Origin of the sequence: Stenotrophomonas sp. ZAC14D2_NAIMI4_7 (assembly GCF_003086675.1) — a bacterium.
Lineage (GTDB): Bacteria > Pseudomonadota > Gammaproteobacteria > Xanthomonadales > Xanthomonadaceae > Stenotrophomonas.
The window spans coordinates 1613358-1628660 of record NZ_CP025995.1 but is presented as its reverse complement, the minus strand read 5'-3'; the positions used below and the strand labels follow the sequence as shown (position 1 = coordinate 1628660).

The window sequence follows — 15303 nt, the reverse complement described above, 5'->3', positions numbered from 1 at the left end:
TCCCATGCACAGGACGTGCCTGCTGCTGTTGCTGGTGCTTGCCCCCAGCGCGCGCGCCGCCACGCCGGTCTACAGCGACCTGGGCGACTGGCAACTGACCTGCGACAACCGCAATGACTGCGTGGCCGTGGCCCGCGCGGTGGGCTATGCCGGGCATCTGCGCATCAGCCGCGCGGGCGGCCTGCGCAGCGTGCCGCAGCTTGAACTGATCGCGCCGGGCGTTTCCGCGCCGCACTGGCGGGTCGATGATGAGACACCCACCTTCGACGATCCCGGCCGTGTCCTGGCGCCCGGCCACCAGCAGTGGACCGGCATGGCAGCCGTACGCGCCCGCCTGCAGAGCCTGCACGGCGGCCGCGTATTGAATTACGGCATGCAGAACATTGAATCGATTTCCCTGAGCGGGGTGGACGCGCTGCTGCAGGCCTTCGACCGTGCGCAGGGGCGCAGCGGCACCGACGATGGGCTGCTGCCCGGAAGCGCTGCGGCGCAGGCACACCCGCGCGACGCCCTGCCCACCCTGTCGACGCCGGCGCTTGACCGGCGCGTGCTGTCGGCGACCGCGCGCGCGAACGTCATCGCCGATCTGCGCAGGCTGCAGGCACCTGCATTGGCTCAGCTGCACTGCGATGCGGACGACGACAGCCTGTCCCGCGCGTACGACGACGCCTGGGCGATCGACGCCACCCACGATCTGGTGTTCATCGGCTGCCAGGCCGGCATGTACAACGCCAACGTGGTGGCCTTCGTGGTCGCCGACGGTCAGTTGCCGCAAACACAACCACTACAGCTGGAGGTGGCCGACGCCCCGGCGGTCAGCGACGATGAATCCCACTTCGTGCTGCCGCAGCTGGGCTGGCCACGCTTTGATGCCGCACAGGGCCGCCTGGCCGAAACCACCCTGTTCCGCGGCGCCGCCGATTGCGGCCACGCAGCCAGCTGGCGCTGGGATGGCAGGCAGTTCCAGATCGAGACCCTGCAGCTGCAGCGCAACTGCATCGGCGGCGAGCCCGGTGACTGGCCGCTGCTGTGGCGCAGCGTGGGCGGCCCGACCAATGTCGCCCGCCAGTACGGCCCGCTGCGGGCCAAATGACGTAGCCGCTCAGATCGCCCGCGAGTAACGCGGTTGCTGCTGCGCGCGCAGGTACGGGTCGAAACACATCGCCAGCAACCGCAGCAGTGGCCGGCCCGGCTCGGTGGCGCGCACCACGCCATCGCGGTACTCGGCCAGTCCGTCACCCTGCAGCCGCTGCACGGCCTGCAGGTCCTCGGCGAAGTACTGCTCGAAATCCACAGCGTGGCGCTGCCCCAGCACTGCCCCATCCACTTCGCCCTGGCACATCAGCTGCTGGATCAGTTCGGCGCGCAGCTGGTCATCGGCGCTCAGGGCCACGCCGCGCCAGACCGGCAGCTGGCCCTGGTCCACAGCCGCTTCCCACGCCGGCAGTTCGCGCGGATTCTGGCTGTAGGTGGCGCCCACGTGGCTGATCGCACTCACGCCCAGGCCCAGCAGATCGATATCGGCGTGGGTGGTGTAGCCCATGAAATTGCGGTGCAGCTGCCCGGCACGCTGGGCGCGCGACAGGTCTTCTTCGGGCAGGGCGAAATGGTCCATGCCGATGTACTGGTAGCCGGCAGCGGACAGGCGCTCCACGGCCAGGCCCAACAATGCCAGCTTGTCCTCCGGCGACGGCAACCGGGTTTCGTCGATCTGCCGCTGCGCGCGGAACAGATGCGGCAGGTGCGCGTATCCATATACCGCCAGCCGATCCGGGCGCAGTGCCAGCACCAGTTCCAGCGTGCGCCCGAAGCCCTCCAGACTCTGCCCGGGCAGGCCATAGATCAGGTCCACGTTCACCGAGCGCATGCCGTTGTCACGGCAGGCCCGCAGGATGTCCAGGGTCTGCCGCACGCCCTGCACGCGGTTGATCGATTCCTGCACCTGCGGATCGAAATCCTGCACGCCCAGGCTGGCGCGGTTGAAGCCCAGCCTGGCCAACAAAGCCACGTCGCCCACATCGATGAAGCGCGGGTCCAGCTCGATGGAGAAATCGCGGTGGGCCGATTCGCTGAAGTCGAAGCGTCTGCGCAGCCCTTCCACCAGCGTGGTCATGGCCTCGGCATCGAGGAAGTTAGGGGTTCCCCCGCCCAGGTGCAGCTGGATCACCTCGCGACCGTCGGCGAACTGCGGCGCCAGCAGGTCCGCCTCGGCCAGCACGCGCGCCACGTAGCTGTGGCCGCGGCTGCGGTCACGCGTGATGATCCGGTTGCAGCCACAGTAGAAGCAGGGGCTGCTGCAGTACGGCACGTGCACGTACAGCGACAGCGCGCGCGCCAGCGGGTTGCTGTCGGCGATGGCCTGGCGCAGCGCGGACGCATCGAAGCCGTCGTGGAAGTGCGGCGCGGTAGGGTACGAGGTATAGCGCGGCCCGGGCCGGTCATGCCGGCGCAGCAGGTCGGGGTCGAAGGTCCAGGCCAGGCCGCCGGCGGTGGGAGAGAACGTGTCCATGGGCCCAGCATCGCCCTGCCCCGGGCCGCACGCCTTGACCCAGATCAATCGCGGCCGGGAACACCCAGGACCGGCAGGCCCACCTGCGGCCAGCGCAGCATCTGGTAGCGGCGCCAGAAGGTATCGGCAATGCGCGCGGCCACGTCGTCGGCCAGCGCCTGCATCGGCGGGTTCCCGCATTCGGCCGTGGTCTGCCGGAACAGCACCAGCCAGCGGTCGAACAGGTCCTTGTCCAGGGCGATGGCCATGTGTTTGGACATCGGCGAGCCCTTGAAACGGCGCGTACCGCGCAGCATGGCCGACCAGAAATCGACCAGCTGCTCCAGGTGTGCAGGCCAGTCGTGCACGTGCCCACCGAACACCGGGCCCAGGCGGTCTTCCTGGCGCACCCGCGCGTAGAAATCGTGCACGAGTCGGGTCACCTCGGCTTCGCTGCACAGCTCCAGCGACGCGGTGGGAAGTTCAGGCGGGGACGTTGCGTTCATGCAGGGGCACCAGAAGCGTTGCAGCAGTGTGGTGCCAGCCTTCACCGCCACCGTTGATCCAGATCAATGTCGGCGCCGGGCACCGCGCATAGGCTGACGCGCTTGCAGGACCCACGCCCCGCGCATGCCGCGCCCGCCACGGCGAAGTATACGCGCCGCCCACCACCTCGAGCCCGCGCCACATGAACACACCGCATTCCAGCCGCCGCCAGCGGTTGATCCAGCACTGGGGCGCGATCCTGTGGCCCAGCTTCGTCGCCGCCGGCCTGGCCAGCGTGATCTTCTTCGCCTTCGTCGACCCGATCCGGCTGCAGGCGATCAGCTTCCCAGGCACGCCGATCAGCCGTGAGCTGGGCTACAGCGTGGGCTTTTTCATGTTCTGGTCGGTCACCGCGCTGGCCAGCGCGGTGACCGGATACCTGCTGCGTCCCATGGCTGAGGACGACGACGAGCTGCCGCTGGGATGAGCGCGCCCGTCCGCTCCCGCCACTGGCGCTGGCGCGGCCCCCTGCGGGTGGGCCTGCTGGCGCTGTTCTACGCCCTGCCGTGGCTGCAGTGGAATGGACGCCAGGCGCTGCTGCTGGATCTGGCCGCGCGCCGCTTCGACCTGTTCGGCTGGACCCTGTGGCCCGATGACGTGGGGGTGTTGCTGGGCCTGCTGGCGGTGGCGGCCGTTGCGTTGGCCCTGTTGACCCATCTGGCCGGGCGGGTCTGGTGTGGCCATGCCTGCCCGCAGACGCTGTGGTCGGCGGCCTTCGACACGCTGGCGCGGGCGGCCAGGAGCGCCCTGCCGGCATCGCTTGCGCCTGCCGCCACACAGACGGCGTGGCTGCTGTTGTCATTGTGGACCGGGCTGACCTTCGTGGGTCTGTTCAGCCCGATCCGCGCGCTGCTGGCGGCCGCCCCGCACGCCGGCTGGAGCGGCTGGGAAACGTTCTGGGTGCTGTTCTACGCGGCCGCCACCTGGGGCAATGCGGGCTTCCTGCGCGAGCAGGTGTGTCGTTTGCTGTGCCCGTTCGCGCGGATGCAGCCGCTGCTGACCGATCCGCATACCCCGCGCATGCTGTACGACGCGCCGCGCGGCGAACCCCGCGGCCGGCGGCCGGCCGGGCTGGGCGGCGTGCTGGAACGCGGTCGCGGCTTGCTGGATGCGACCACGGCACAGGACTACGTGTTTCGTGCCGCGCATCCGCTGCTGGCCGGTCCGCTGCCGTCGTTCCCGGACGATCGCCTGGGCGACTGCCTGGACTGCGCGGCCTGCGTGGCCGCCTGCCCGATGCAGCTGGACATCCGCCATGGCCCGCAGGCCGACTGCCTGGCCTGTGGCGCCTGCCTGGATGCCTGTGCCGCGCGGCAGCAGGACACGGGTTTCGGTGCCGCCCTGGTGCGCTACTGCAGCCCGCAGACCATGGCAGGCCAGCCACGGCGATGGTGGCGACCCCGCACCCTGGGGCTGCTGGCCCTGCTGCTGGCGCTGCTGGGATGTGGAGCCTGGCGGCTGCTGTGAATCAGCGCGTACGATCGGCGTCCGGCGGCACCAGCTGGGCGCGGCGGACGATGCCGAGCTGCTCGATGATCAGCGCCATTTCATTGGTCACTTCGGTGCGCGCAGTGCCCTGCGGTACCAGACGGTTGAGCACCTGCTGGTAGGTATCCCAGAACGCGGGGCCGCATCCGTGTCTGTGGTAGCTGGCTTCCAGTTCGCGGCGTACCCGTTCAGCCAAGCCATGCATGCCGTATTCCATACGACCTCCGTTGGACTTGTTCTGCATCAGTGACGGACGACCACTTGTGATCCTGCTGCTGCCACTCCCGGCCTTCACAACCGGTTGATGCCAATTAGTCACAATTTTCACGACAGGTCAATTACAGCCTGCACGTTTTTCGATTGAAATTATTAATGGTTCATGCTGCTGGGCGCTCGCGCCGAGCGGTCCATAGACGACAGATCGCCCGCGCGGTGGGTCGGGCGGCCAATCACAAGCCATGGTTCGATTGAATTTCCCTATTTTGTTAAGCGTACTTAGCGTTTTCTGCAAACCGAGTTGAACGCGTCAAACCCTGTCGCTAATCAGATCGTTTCGCCCTCAGGGCTTCGATTGGCCGGGAAAAGATGCGGGTAGCGCTGCTGCAGGATGTAGCGCCGCAGCGGCGGTATGGGGAAGTCCCGGGGCCATTGGGACACCGCAGAACGGCTGACACCGAAGAATCGGGCCAGCTCGGCGTCGGTGCGGAACCCCAACCGGTTGCGGACTTGTCGCTTGTTCCAGAAGTCGGGCATGCGCTGCTCCATTCATCAATCGGCCCGATGGTGCGCCAAGGATCCTTCTGCATCCACGCGTTAAGCTGGCTTGCATAGATGAATACTCTTGGACAACGACTCGCCGCCGCCATGAAGGACGCCGGGCACCCCCGCCCGGCCGACCTGGCCCGCGCCGCCGATACCACCACGGCCACGATCAGCAACTGGCTCAACGACCACGTCAAACCCGGCCACGTGAAGGCCGAGCAGCTGTTCCGCATTGCTGATGCGGTGAAGCTCGACCCGCGCGAACTGCTGCTGGGCCCGGAAGGCCGCGGCGTGGGCGAGCACGGCACGGCGTACATGTACATGCCCAGCGAGGCCTATCTGGATGTGTGGCAGACGGCCTGCGAGATCGTCGCGCGCCTGCTGGAGCAGCGTGGTTTGACTGTTGATTACCGGCGCCGCGCCGCGCTGGAACTGATGGCACACGATCTGCTGATGGAAGGCCTGCACCGCACGAAGGTGGCACGGGTGGTGATGACCTCGCTGCCCTGACGCCATCGGCACTGGTAGCATGCGGGGTGATGGGGATGGGGCTCCCCGACAACCGCCGGATGGCTGATGGCTCCTGCCGTACAACGAACCGGCGTTCGTTGATGGCAGGCCTGTGCCCGCCATCGCCCACGCCTCCGCGCACAGACGAGGCCTGCCATGCAGACAATGAACAATTATTTCCTGGTTTTCCTGGGCGGCGGCGCCGGCGCCTGCCTGCGCCATGCGTGCAACCTGCTGGGCGCGCGGGTGGCGGCCAGCAGCGGCTGGCCCTGGTCCACGTTCCTGGTGAACCTGAGCGGCGCCGTGCTGATGGGCGCGGTGGTGGAAGCCTTCGCACTGCGCCACGGCGCTTCACCGCAGCTGCGGCTGCTGCTGGCCACCGGGGTGCTGGGCGGGTATACGACGTTTTCGACCTATGCGCTGGAAATCGGCCTGCTGCTTCAGCGCGGACAACACGGCTTGGCCGCCCTGTATGCGGGCGGTTCGGTGGCGCTGGGCGTGGCTGGCCTGTTCGTCGGCATGAAGCTGAGCCGGCTGCTGTTGGGCTGAGGCCTAGGCCGCGCGTGCCTGCCCGCGCCACTGGCGGGGCGACTGGCCGGTGTGCGCCTTGAAGGCGCGCGACAGGGCCGCCTCGCTGCCGTAGCCCACTTCGTCGGCAATGATCTTCAACGGCCGCCCCTGGCGCAGCGCCTGCTGCGCAAGGCCCACCCGCCACCCCTGCAGGTAGTGGCCCGGCGTGGTGCCCATCGCCTGGCGGAAACTGGCCGCGAACACGCTGCGCGACATGCCGGCCACGTCGGCCAGGGTTTCCAGCGTCCAGGCCTGGGCCGGCGCCTCGTGCATCGCCACCAGCGCCAGCCGCAGCCGTGGATGGCCCAGGCCGGCGAACAGACCACCGCGCATCTCGCCGCCTTCCATCAGCTGGCGCAGCACCTGGATCATCACCACCTCGAACAAGCGGTTGACCATTGCCGTGCGGCCGCAGCGCTGCTCGAAGGCCTCCTCGAACAGCAGCTCCAGCGCGGTCCCACCGCCGTGCAGATCGGCCAGCGGCATGCACAGGAAGTCCGGCAGCGCGGCACTGATCGGGTTCAACCGCCCGCCCTCGAAGGACAGGTTGGCGCAGGCCATGTCCGCCCCCTGCTGCGGGTCGGTGTGGAAGCGATGCGGCATCGGTCGCGGGTACAGCAGCAGGCTGGGCGCGTCGATCTGCAACGTCTGCTGGCCGTGGCTGACCTGCAGCGGCCCGCGCCGGACCAGATGCAGCTGACCCAGCTCATCCTCGCCCTGCAGACTGTTGATGCCACACAGTGCGCCGGCGTGGAAGACCGAGGCGGTGACCGCGAAGCGGTCGAGCAGGATGGCAAGACGATCGACCATGGACAGACTCCGGATCAAGCACTGCGGTGCTATATACAACAAATCGTATCGGAAACGGCCTGTCCGCGCTGGGCACTGGTCCGCGCGCAGGGGCGACGCTATACAGGCATCACCCCATCTCGCACGGAGGCACCGATGTCGATCCGGACCCTGCTGGCCAGCCTGCCGCTGCTACTGGCCACGACGGTCAGCCAGGCCGCAGACCTGCCATCGATCACCCAGCTGCAGTGGCTGAGTGGCTGCTGGCAACTGCAGGGTGCGCCCAGCGGATCGGGCGAGCAGTGGTCAAGCCTGGCCGGGGGCACCCTGCTGGGCAGCAGCCGCACGCTGCGCGACGGGCAGACGGTGGGGTTTGAATTCATGCAGCTGCGCCAGCACGACAACGGACGCCTGGTGTTCACCGCCCTGCCCAACGGCCGTGATGCAACCGACTTCACCGCCACACGCGTGGATGCCGACAACGCGGTGTTCGAGAACCGCGACAACGATTTTCCGCAGCGCATCCACTACCGCCGCGTGGACGCGCAGCACCTGCTGGCACGGATCGACATCGCCCGTGACGAACCCGGCAGGGCCATCGACTTCCCGATGCAGCGCGTGGCCTGCGCCGACGGCGCGACCGCAGGCACCGCACGCACTCTGGACGGCGTGCTGCAGAGCGCCCCCTGGCGGCTGGACGTTCCTGCCGCCTGGAACGGCGAGCTGGTGATGCTCGCCCACGGCTATGAGCCCAAGGGGGGGGCGCGGCCGACACCAATGCCCGCCAACGATGCCACCGCCGCCTTGACCGGCGCGGGGTTTGCCGTGGCCCAGAGTGCCTATGCCTCGCAGGGCTGGGCCGTTGCCGATGCGATCGCCGATACCGAACGCCTGCGCCGCCATGTGCTGGCGCAGTTGCCGGGGCTGCGGCACACGTGGCTGCTGGGCCTTTCCATGGGCGGCGCGGTGACCCTGGCCACCCTTGAACGCACGCCGCAAGGCTACAACGGCGGTGTGGCGCTGTGCGGCGCCAACCTGCCGGGTGAGGTACTGGCCAACGATCTGCTGACCACCCTCGTCGCGTTCGACTATTTCTTCCGCCAGCCCGACGGCCTGCCGCGTGGCGGATTGCTGGCTGCCGAAACCGCCGCTCTGCCACAGGCGACGCTGTACCAGGGCATCGCCACCGCGTTGCAGCGCGATGCGGACGCCGCCGCAGTGTTGGCCACGCGCCTGCAGGTGCGGCCCGATGCGCTGGCGGGCACAATCAGCCTGCATGCGCTGGTGCTGCACGAGCTGATCGAACGTGCCGGCGGCATGCCGGTGGGCAACATCGGCATGCGCTACAGCGGCTTCGGCGATGACGCCGCGTTCAATGCCGGCGTCGCACGCGTGCGTGCCGCGCCGGCCGCACAGCGCTACATGCGCGGACCGCTGGCCCTGACCGGCGCGCTGCAACGACCGGTGGTACTGCAGTTCAACGCAGGCGATCCGACCATCGTGCCGCACATGCAGGCGGTGTATCCGCAGCTGGCAACGCGCGTCGGCGCGGCTGCGCGACTGCGGCAGTTGCCGGCGGCAGGGGAAGGCCACTGCGGCTTCAGCGATGCACAGGTGCTGCATGCCCTGCAGACCGTACGCGCCGCGGTCGTACCCGCCGCCCTGCACAGCGAAGGCGCCGCGCTACGATAGAGCGTTTCCTCATGCTGCTGCAGTGATGGCCTTTTTCGAACGACTGAGCGATACCCGCTACCTGCCCACCGCCCACACCAGCGGCGCGTGGAACATCCACGAACAGCACATCGCACCTGCGATCGGCCTGCTGGCCCACCACATCGAGCGCGACGCGGCCGCGCGCGGGCATGGCTTCGTGATCGGGCGTCTGTCCTACGACATCCTTGGCACGATTCCGATCGACGCGATGGATGCGCGCGTCGAGGTCCTGCGCGGCGGTCGCACCATCGAACTGGTGGAGGCCACGCTGCTGCACGACGGTCGGGCTGCACTGCGCGCGCGCGCCTGGCTGCTGCGCCCGAACGCGACCGGCGCCATCGCCGGAACGCCGATTGCGCCCCTGCCCTCGGCCGAGAGCATGCCGGCGTGGGATCCGGCCAGCGTGTGGCCGGGCGGTTTCATCCAGAACGTGCAGGTACGCCGCCTGGAGCACGGGCCCGGCCGCGCACAGTATTGGGCGCGGGCGCTGCAGCCGCTGTTGGCCGACGAGCCGGTCAGTGCGCTGGCGCGCGCGGCCACCCTGTTCGATCTGTCCAACGGCATGGCCGTGCGCGCCGACCCGAAGGACGTCGCTTTCCCCAACCTGGACCTGACCGCGCATCTGTTCACGCTGCCGCAGGGCGAGTGGCTGGGCTTCGATACCTCGGTATCGTTCGGCCCGCAGGGTGTCGGTTTGACCAGTACCGTGCTGCACGACATGCACGGCCCGATCGGCAGCATCGGCCAGGTGCTGACCGTGCGGCCGTAATCCCCGCGGTACTCAGCCGCCCAGCGTCCCCATGGTGAAAATGTAGCCGGACCGCATCAGGAAATCGCGCATGCGCAGTTCGGCGGTGCGCGGCGATGCCAGGTCTGCCGGCGCGTACAGCGCATAGACCGTGCCGTGGCCTTCGTTGCGTTCGCGCCGCACCCCGCAGTGGCGGGTTCCCGCAGCCGTTACCCAGCCATCCTTCAACTGGTCGGGCCCGATGGATTGCCCGTTCTTCAGCCGGAACGTGAGCCAGCGGACATCGGCAATCGGCTGTTTCATGCGCAGTCCCCCGCGCGGAGCCCTTCGGTGTTCATGTGCTTGCCTGCCATCGCCGCTCCTGACTACCTGGACCCCGACCATAGCGCCATGGCATGTCTTGGCGGTTTGAGACTGGGACGGCGCCCCACGGGCCGGCGGCAAATGTGAACGATGCAGCCCGATCACACCGTTGCCGCGTTCGCCACGACGTTGCGCTGGAACAGACCATCGGCCAGCGTCTGGATCTGCGCGCGCAGCGCCAGCCACTGCAGCCACTGCGGCGGAATGCCGGCCATGCCATGGAAGGCGCCGGCCAGCTGCCCCGCCACTGCGGCGGTGGTGTCGGCGTCGTCACCCAGATTGGCGGCTTCCAGAACCACCGCAGCAAAATCATCGTGCTGCGCGAAGCACCACAACGCTGCTTCCAGACTGTCCACCACGTAACCGCTGCCACGGATCTGCTCGCGACTGCGCGCACCGTAGCCACCGGCGGCGATGTCGCGCAGGCGTTTGCTCTCCACGGCCACGTCGCGCAGATCCAGCACCTGCGCCTTGCTGGCACCGGCCAGTGCCCGCTGCAGCGCGGCGGCCAACAGGCGGCACGCATCCGGGCATTCGCGCGCAGCGTGGGTGGTGCGCGAACTCTGTTCGGCCATGACCGGCAGTTCCGGCAGGCCGGCGTAGCGCAGCACCACCGGTGCCAGACGCATGATCGAACCATTGCCGGCACTGCGCGGATCGTCGTTGCCGGCCAGCGGCTGACCGGTCAGCAGGAACTGATCGAGCGCCGAACGCGTGGCCATGCCGATATCGAAGCATTCGCCGGTGGCGCTCCAGTAGCCGTGCCGATACCAGTTCGCATAGCGGTTCATCTGGTCGCGTGCATCGAAGTCATCACAGCGCAGCAGGCTTTCTGCCAGGCACATGGCCATCGAGGTGTCGTCGGTCCATTGCCCGCGCTGCAGGTTGAACGGACCGCCGCCCACCATGTCGGTGAGCGGCGTGAAGCTGCCGCGTGGCTTGAATTCCACGGTGGTGCCAACGGCATCACCGCAGGCAAGGCCCAGCAGCGCGCCGCGGAAGTTGTCGATCGGGTTCATCGGCTCAGTGTACGCCGCGGTGGTGCGGCGGCACTGAGCGCTGCGACACACTGCTGCGCGTGGTGAACACGCGCAACGCAAAAAAAAAGCCCGGACCGTAGTCAGGGCTTTTTATCTGGAGGCCTCAAGCGGAATCGAACCGCTGTAAACGGATTTGCAATCCGGTGCATAGCCACTCTGCCATGAGGCCAACGTACTGCTACCAGGGGGTGGCCCTGATATGACAAAACCCCGTGATGGGGCTCTGTCGGAACATGGAGCGGGAAACGAGACTCGAACTCGCGACCTCAACCTTGGCAAGGTTGCGCTCTACCAACTGAGCTATTCCCGCGTAAGCCGCCATGGTACCGGAAATCCGGAACACACACCAGCGATTTCACCTTTCTGACTGCGCGCAAAGCCTTGGGGCCCAACACGCCCCGCCTTGCCGAGGCGGGAGAAAAACAAGGCCCCTACCGGGGCCCTGTAGAATCTGGAGCGGGAAACGAGACTCGAACTCGCGACCTCAACCTTGGCAAGGTTGCGCTCTACCAACTGAGCTATTCCCGCAGATTCCGTTCGACCTGCGTCGAAGGAGCGCTATTGTGTCCAAATTCCTTCACGCCGTCAACAGTCTTCACGCACCGCGATCCGGGCCCTGCGCGGTGGGGTACCCTGCCCCGCCCGGACGCCTTGACCCATGTTCCTGCACGGCAAATCCCTGCTGGTCTCCCTGCTGCTGCACCTGCTGGTGGGCGCGCTCTACTGGACGCTGATGCCGCTGGGCATGAACTGGTATCGCGACCATGTCGGTTTCAGCTCGCACGGCAACATCGGCCTGGGCCTCGCGCAGTACTACGCGTTCGTGCTGTTCATTGGCGCGCAGCCGCTGATCGCCGTACTACGACCGTTGGCAGCGAAACTGCTGGTGCTGGCCATCCCGCTCGCATTCGCGACCTGGACGCTGATGCACAACAACCCGCTGCGCATGCTGTACTTCACTGTCGGCCCGGGCGTGCTTGCACTGGCCGCGATCGCCGCGAGCATGCGCTTCGCTGCGCGCACCACAACCACCCGCAGCACGCGCAAGGAGCCCGCGCATGAGTGACCGCAGCCCTCGCTTGTATTGCCTGGCGGCAGCCGTGATCTGGCTGGCGGTGATGGCCGCGCTGATTCATGCCGGCGCGCAGCATGACTACTGGCTGCAGCGCAGTCTCGATGCAGACGCGCCCCAGCCCTATGCCACCGGCATGGTTGTCACGTTCGCTTTGATGAGCACGGTCGAAATCGCGGTTGCCCTACTGATCGTGCGCCCATGGCGATGGCGTCGGCTCTGGCTGCGCCTGCTGATCGCCTTCGCGCTGCTGCTGACGTGGTCGGTACCGTTCGCAATGGGCGCGATGCACCAATCGCCGGTCTACGGCACGCACCTGCTGTGGTTGCTGTTGCTGGATCTGGGCTTGTTCCTGGCCCTGTGCGCGGTGTCCGTCATCAGTGCGTGGCAGGCGTTTCGCCGCCGCGCTTCCGCCGCACGCGGACACCCTTCACCGTGAGCGCAGCGCTACGCCATGCCGACATCGCCACGGGCCTGATGCTCGCAGCATGCGCGCTCTCAGTCTGCCTTTCGACCCAGCTGGTATCGAGGGACTGACGCAAACGAAAAACGCCCCCTTCCGGGAGCGTTTTTCTGCAATCTGGAGCGGGAAACGAGACTCGAACTCGCGACCTCAACCTTGGCAAGGTTGCGCTCTACCAACTGAGCTATTCCCGCAGATTCCGTTCGACCTGCGTCGAAGGAGCGCTATTGTGTCGATATTGCTGCACGGCGTCAACCGGATTTTTCGGGTCGCCTGCGCCGCGTCGTTCAGCTTGGCGGTCAGGCCCGCACCCCGCGCCGGTGGAAGTAGATCTGCTCGGCCACGCGCCGCGTCGCGGCGGTGCGCAGCAGCGCATTGAGTGGCCAGTCCTGCTGCAGATGGTCCATCGCCCAGCGCAGCAGGCGCTTGCGGCGGAAGGTCGGTGCCACCCGCCTCGCCACCTGCTCGGCGGCGGGGCCGTGGCCACGCAGGTGCAGGCCGATGGCATCGCCGACCGCCCAGCCGTGCCGCCACGACGAGTGGATGCCGCCAGCCGACAGCGGCGAGACGATGCCGGCCGCATCACCGGTCAGGATCAGGCGCTGGCCGATGATCGGTCCATCCGGCAGGCCGCAGGGAACCAGCCCGGCGCGGGTGGATGACGGCTGCAATGAGGGTGCGATGCCGACGATGTCGCGCACGTGCTCGATGAAGCCATCGATGTCCGGCACCCTCGCCTGCATCGCATCATGACGCAGGGCGAGCCCGACCTGCACGCCCGTAGGATTCTGCGCGACCCAGCCGATGTAGCCCGGCGCATAGCGCTTGCTGACGAAGCAGTGCAGCGCATCGCCCTGCGGCAACTGCAGGCCATCGAACTCGCGCTCGACGCCGTAGAGGTTGTCACGCACCTGGCCCAGGCCGGCACGCCGGGCCACGCGTGATCGCGCGCCATCGGCACCCACCAGATAGGCGCAGCGCCCTGCCCCGTCCACCTGCCAGCCATCGCCATCGACCTCGGCATTGCTGAAGGACTGCTGCAGGCGCAGATCCACGCCGCTGGCACGCAGTTCGTCGGCCAGCCAGCGCATCAGGTTCGGGGTGTCGGTGGTGAGGAAGTAATACCCGGGCGCGGCCAGCTGCACGCTGCGCAGGTTCGGCGCGTATAGGCGCACGCGCGCGACACGCTGCAGCAGATCTTCAGGCATGCGCCCCAGCCAGGTCTGCTCCATCGCTTCCTTCACCACGATGCCGGTGGTGTGCAGGCGTTCGCCGGGATCTGCCTTGCGCTCCAGCACGCAGACGCGCAGGCCGTACTGCGCGGCGGCCAATGCGCAGGCAGCACCGGCGAAGCTTGCGCCGACGATGACCAGATCGTGGTCGTAGGCAGGGGACATGTGGGGCATCGCGGCATCACCGGTTGGAACGGTGTTGCAGCTTCGCCGGCGCGCGTGGCGGGGCGATGGGGTGGTGGTGAAGTGAGGATGAAGCGATTGCCCACCCGGATGAAAATCGCTGGTTTCAGACAAATTGCATGGATTTTGATCGGATCTGGACTGACAGTCCTTTGCTTCCAGCCGACTCTATCGCCCCACTGCAGCAATGAAAATCCCCGAATTCATGCAGTCCGACACCTACGCAATCCTGCTCGACAAACTAGACAGGCACATTCCAGAGAAAATTGACAGAAGGTCAGAAGTTCACGGCTCCATTATCAACCTGATGGAGAAGTGGATGCAGCACGCATCGCTCTCCTGCGATGAATTACTACACACCGCACTGAACCACCAAGAGCATCTGGTTGCCTACATCGTAGAGAAGCAAGCTGCATACAGCAAGCCGAACGGCGGCAGGGACAACATGATCAGTCACGCACCGAAGAAAAATTTTCCGATTGGCCACATCATTGAGTACCACCTGCTTCTGCACGGAAGAATGGCACTACTGCAGTACATGAGGAAGATTCGAATGCCCGACCCAGAAAAGTACACAATGGATATTGAATCAATATTCAAAGAAACCAAATCAGCATGATCAATGCAAGCGCACCACGAAGCGAAGCTGTCCAGCAACGGATCACGCTCAGCGGCATATTCCTGCACGACGCCAAGAAAATCCTGCTGCATCTCCTTCACCCCTCACGATACCGGTGGTGTGCAGCCGCCCGCCGGGGTCGGTTCAGTGTTCGAGCACGCCGCCACGGAGGCCGTACTGCGCGGCGGCCGATGCGCAGGCCGCACCGGCGAAGCTTGCGCCGACGATGACCAGATCGTGGTCGTAGGCAGAGGGCATGTGGGGCATCGCGGCATCACCGGTTGGAACGGTGTTGCAGCTTCGCCGGCGCGCGTGGCGGTGCGATGGGGTGGCGGTGAAGTGGGGATGAAGCGCACGCTGCCCACAACGAAAAACGCCCCCTTCCGGGAGCGTTTCTCTTGAATCTGGAGCGGGAAACGAGACTCGAACTCGCGACCTCAACCTTGGCAAGGTTGCGCTCTACCAACTGAGCTATTCCCGCTTGGGAGGCGAAATTCTACCTGTTCTGGGAATGGCGTCAAGCGATTTTTTCAAGCGGATGTCTCTGCACTTCGGCATCGCGTATCCACGCATGGCGTGGATCTACTACGCCGCGCGATGCATCAGTTGATCCACAGGCCAAACGGAGATGCATCGGCCAGTAGATCCACGCCATGCGCGGATGGAGCCACGCTTGGGGTCAGAGCCCTTTCCTGCGAAAGGGATCCGACCCTGGGG

18 protein-coding genes, 5 tRNA genes, 1 pseudogene and 1 riboswitch are annotated in these 15303 nt (G+C 66.8%); of the genes and pseudogenes, 11 read left to right on the top strand and 13 right to left on the bottom strand.

The genetic code is table 11. The features are described from left to right. Positions 1–4: 4 nt before the first annotated feature. Positions 5–1093, top strand: a complete 1089-nt coding sequence (locus C1922_RS07590; protein WP_108749204.1) for a DUF1176 domain-containing protein — start codon at positions 5–7, stop codon at positions 1091–1093. A 9-nt stretch (positions 1094–1102) separates the two neighbouring features. On the opposite strand, the gene hemN is transcribed toward C1922_RS07590, so the two are convergent. Further along, positions 1103–2509, bottom strand: coding sequence for an oxygen-independent coproporphyrinogen III oxidase (gene hemN, locus C1922_RS07585; RefSeq protein WP_108749203.1), 1407 nt, complete (start codon positions 2507–2509; stop codon positions 1103–1105). A gap of 44 nt (positions 2510–2553) precedes the next feature. Then, entirely contained in the window at positions 2554–2994 is a 441-nt protein-coding gene (locus tag C1922_RS07580) for a group III truncated hemoglobin (RefSeq protein ID WP_108751519.1), read from the bottom strand. A 182-nt stretch (positions 2995–3176) separates the two neighbouring features. On the opposite strand from C1922_RS07580, the gene C1922_RS07575 reads away from it, so the two are divergent. Together C1922_RS07575 and C1922_RS07570 are read left to right on the top strand one after the other, a co-directional pair. Continuing rightward, positions 3177–3461 (top strand): hypothetical protein, encoded by a 285-nt coding sequence (locus tag C1922_RS07575; RefSeq protein ID WP_108749202.1) that lies wholly within the window; start codon positions 3177–3179, stop codon positions 3459–3461. Then, positions 3458–4501 (top strand): 4Fe-4S dicluster domain-containing protein, encoded by a 1044-nt coding sequence (locus C1922_RS07570; RefSeq protein WP_108749201.1) that lies wholly within the window; start codon positions 3458–3460, stop codon positions 4499–4501. The genes C1922_RS07575 and C1922_RS07570 overlap by 4 nt, the downstream gene beginning before the upstream one ends. A 1-nt stretch (position 4502) precedes the next feature. On the opposite strand, the gene C1922_RS07565 is transcribed toward C1922_RS07570, so the two are convergent. Further along, complete coding sequence (locus tag C1922_RS07565; protein ID WP_108749200.1) at positions 4503–4739, bottom strand: hypothetical protein; 237 nt, start codon at positions 4737–4739, stop codon at positions 4503–4505. A 326-nt stretch (positions 4740–5065) separates the two neighbouring features. Then, positions 5066–5275 (bottom strand): hypothetical protein, encoded by a 210-nt coding sequence (locus C1922_RS07560; RefSeq protein WP_108751518.1) that lies wholly within the window; start codon positions 5273–5275, stop codon positions 5066–5068. Positions 5276–5353: 78 nt separating this feature from the next. Here C1922_RS07560 and C1922_RS07555 point away from each other — a divergent pair, with 78 nt between their 5' ends. Then, positions 5354–5794 (top strand): helix-turn-helix domain-containing protein, encoded by a 441-nt coding sequence (locus C1922_RS07555; RefSeq protein WP_233614986.1) that lies wholly within the window; start codon positions 5354–5356, stop codon positions 5792–5794. Positions 5795–5816: 22 nt separating this feature from the next. Further along, a riboswitch (Fluoride riboswitch) is annotated at positions 5817–5877 on the top strand. 73 nt (positions 5878–5950) lie between these two features. After that, positions 5951–6343: a fluoride efflux transporter CrcB gene (crcB, locus tag C1922_RS07550; protein WP_108749198.1), complete on the top strand. Its 393-nt coding sequence runs from the start codon at positions 5951–5953 to the stop codon at positions 6341–6343. A 3-nt stretch (positions 6344–6346) separates the two neighbouring features. On the opposite strand, the gene C1922_RS07545 is transcribed toward crcB, so the two are convergent. Next, positions 6347–7174: an AraC family transcriptional regulator gene (locus C1922_RS07545; protein ID WP_108749197.1), complete on the bottom strand. Its 828-nt coding sequence runs from the start codon at positions 7172–7174 to the stop codon at positions 6347–6349. On the opposite strand from C1922_RS07545, the pseudogene C1922_RS20795 reads away from it, so the two are divergent. The 3 genes and pseudogenes from C1922_RS20795 to C1922_RS07535 form a co-directional block, all read left to right on the top strand. Next, positions 7055–7711: pseudogene (locus C1922_RS20795) on the top strand (DUF6265 family protein); the annotation flags it as partial. The gene C1922_RS07545 and the pseudogene C1922_RS20795 sit on opposite strands and share 120 nt — an antisense overlap. A gap of 51 nt (positions 7712–7762) precedes the next feature. After that, the gene (locus tag C1922_RS07540) at positions 7763–8845 is read left to right on the top strand and encodes a hypothetical protein (protein ID WP_108751517.1); all 1083 of its coding nucleotides are present in this window, start codon (positions 7763–7765) and stop codon (positions 8843–8845) included. Positions 8846–8870: 25 nt separating this feature from the next. After that, positions 8871–9635 (top strand): thioesterase family protein, encoded by a 765-nt coding sequence (locus C1922_RS07535; RefSeq protein ID WP_108749196.1) that lies wholly within the window; start codon positions 8871–8873, stop codon positions 9633–9635. A gap of 12 nt (positions 9636–9647) precedes the next feature. Here C1922_RS07535 and C1922_RS07530 read toward each other — a convergent pair whose 3' ends face one another. The 5 genes from C1922_RS07530 to C1922_RS07510 form a co-directional block, all read right to left on the bottom strand. Next, on the bottom strand, positions 9648–9917 hold the full coding sequence (locus C1922_RS07530; RefSeq protein ID WP_108749195.1) for a hypothetical protein: 270 nt from the start codon (positions 9915–9917) through the stop codon (positions 9648–9650). Positions 9918–10078: 161 nt separating this feature from the next. After that, positions 10079–10996, bottom strand: coding sequence for an ADP-ribosylglycohydrolase family protein (locus C1922_RS07525; protein WP_108749194.1), 918 nt, complete (start codon positions 10994–10996; stop codon positions 10079–10081). Between the two features lie 116 nt (positions 10997–11112). Then, positions 11113–11186, bottom strand: a tRNA-Cys gene (locus C1922_RS07520). Positions 11187–11251: 65 nt separating this feature from the next. Then, positions 11252–11327 (bottom strand) — tRNA-Gly (locus C1922_RS07515). A gap of 142 nt (positions 11328–11469) precedes the next feature. Then, positions 11470–11545, bottom strand: a tRNA-Gly gene (locus tag C1922_RS07510). A gap of 130 nt (positions 11546–11675) precedes the next feature. Here C1922_RS07510 and C1922_RS07505 point away from each other — a divergent pair. Both C1922_RS07505 and C1922_RS07500 read left to right on the top strand, forming a co-directional pair. After that, the gene (locus C1922_RS07505) at positions 11676–12083 is read left to right on the top strand and encodes a hypothetical protein (protein ID WP_108749193.1); all 408 of its coding nucleotides are present in this window, start codon (positions 11676–11678) and stop codon (positions 12081–12083) included. Then, the gene (locus C1922_RS07500) at positions 12076–12528 is read left to right on the top strand and encodes a hypothetical protein (protein WP_108749192.1); all 453 of its coding nucleotides are present in this window, start codon (positions 12076–12078) and stop codon (positions 12526–12528) included. The genes C1922_RS07505 and C1922_RS07500 overlap by 8 nt, the downstream gene beginning before the upstream one ends. 142 nt (positions 12529–12670) lie before the next feature. Here C1922_RS07500 and C1922_RS07495 read toward each other — a convergent pair. Both C1922_RS07495 and C1922_RS07490 read right to left on the bottom strand, forming a co-directional pair. Continuing rightward, a tRNA-Gly gene (locus C1922_RS07495) sits at positions 12671–12746 on the bottom strand. A gap of 105 nt (positions 12747–12851) precedes the next feature. Continuing rightward, on the bottom strand, positions 12852–13958 hold the full coding sequence (locus tag C1922_RS07490; protein WP_108749191.1) for an NAD(P)/FAD-dependent oxidoreductase: 1107 nt from the start codon (positions 13956–13958) through the stop codon (positions 12852–12854). 196 nt (positions 13959–14154) lie between these two features. Here C1922_RS07490 and C1922_RS07485 point away from each other — a divergent pair, with 196 nt between their 5' ends. Then, positions 14155–14586, top strand: a complete 432-nt coding sequence (locus C1922_RS07485; protein ID WP_108749190.1) for a hypothetical protein — start codon at positions 14155–14157, stop codon at positions 14584–14586. 405 nt (positions 14587–14991) lie between these two features. Here C1922_RS07485 and C1922_RS07480 read toward each other — a convergent pair. Beyond that, a tRNA-Gly gene (locus C1922_RS07480) sits at positions 14992–15067 on the bottom strand. Positions 15068–15303: the final 236 nt, after the last annotated feature.

Coding starts and splice junctions, on each gene's coding strand:
- C1922_RS07560 (WP_108751518.1), bottom strand. CDS start 5,275: ATGCCCGACTTCTGGAACAAGCGACAAGTCCGCAACCGGTTGGGGTTC.
- crcB (WP_108749198.1), top strand. CDS start 5,951: ATGCAGACAATGAACAATTATTTCCTGGTTTTCCTGGGCGGCGGCGCC.
- C1922_RS07505 (WP_108749193.1), top strand. CDS start 11,676: ATGTTCCTGCACGGCAAATCCCTGCTGGTCTCCCTGCTGCTGCACCTG.
- C1922_RS07565 (WP_108749200.1), bottom strand. CDS start 4,739: ATGGAATACGGCATGCATGGCTTGGCTGAACGGGTACGCCGCGAACTG.
- C1922_RS07580 (WP_108751519.1), bottom strand. CDS start 2,994: ATGAACGCAACGTCCCCGCCTGAACTTCCCACCGCGTCGCTGGAGCTG.
- C1922_RS07540 (WP_108751517.1), top strand. CDS start 7,763: ATGCAGCGCGTGGCCTGCGCCGACGGCGCGACCGCAGGCACCGCACGC.
- hemN (WP_108749203.1), bottom strand. CDS start 2,509: ATGGACACGTTCTCTCCCACCGCCGGCGGCCTGGCCTGGACCTTCGAC.
- C1922_RS07590 (WP_108749204.1), top strand. CDS start 5: ATGCACAGGACGTGCCTGCTGCTGTTGCTGGTGCTTGCCCCCAGCGCG.
- C1922_RS07525 (WP_108749194.1), bottom strand. CDS start 10,996: ATGAACCCGATCGACAACTTCCGCGGCGCGCTGCTGGGCCTTGCCTGC.
- C1922_RS07575 (WP_108749202.1), top strand. CDS start 3,177: ATGAACACACCGCATTCCAGCCGCCGCCAGCGGTTGATCCAGCACTGG.
- C1922_RS07490 (WP_108749191.1), bottom strand. CDS start 13,958: ATGCCCCACATGTCCCCTGCCTACGACCACGATCTGGTCATCGTCGGC.
- C1922_RS07535 (WP_108749196.1), top strand. CDS start 8,871: ATGGCCTTTTTCGAACGACTGAGCGATACCCGCTACCTGCCCACCGCC.
- C1922_RS07500 (WP_108749192.1), top strand. CDS start 12,076: ATGAGTGACCGCAGCCCTCGCTTGTATTGCCTGGCGGCAGCCGTGATC.
- C1922_RS07570 (WP_108749201.1), top strand. CDS start 3,458: ATGAGCGCGCCCGTCCGCTCCCGCCACTGGCGCTGGCGCGGCCCCCTG.
- C1922_RS07555 (WP_233614986.1), top strand. CDS start 5,354: ATGAATACTCTTGGACAACGACTCGCCGCCGCCATGAAGGACGCCGGG.
- C1922_RS07530 (WP_108749195.1), bottom strand. CDS start 9,917: ATGAAACAGCCGATTGCCGATGTCCGCTGGCTCACGTTCCGGCTGAAG.
- C1922_RS07545 (WP_108749197.1), bottom strand. CDS start 7,174: ATGGTCGATCGTCTTGCCATCCTGCTCGACCGCTTCGCGGTCACCGCC.
- C1922_RS07485 (WP_108749190.1), top strand. CDS start 14,155: ATGAAAATCCCCGAATTCATGCAGTCCGACACCTACGCAATCCTGCTC.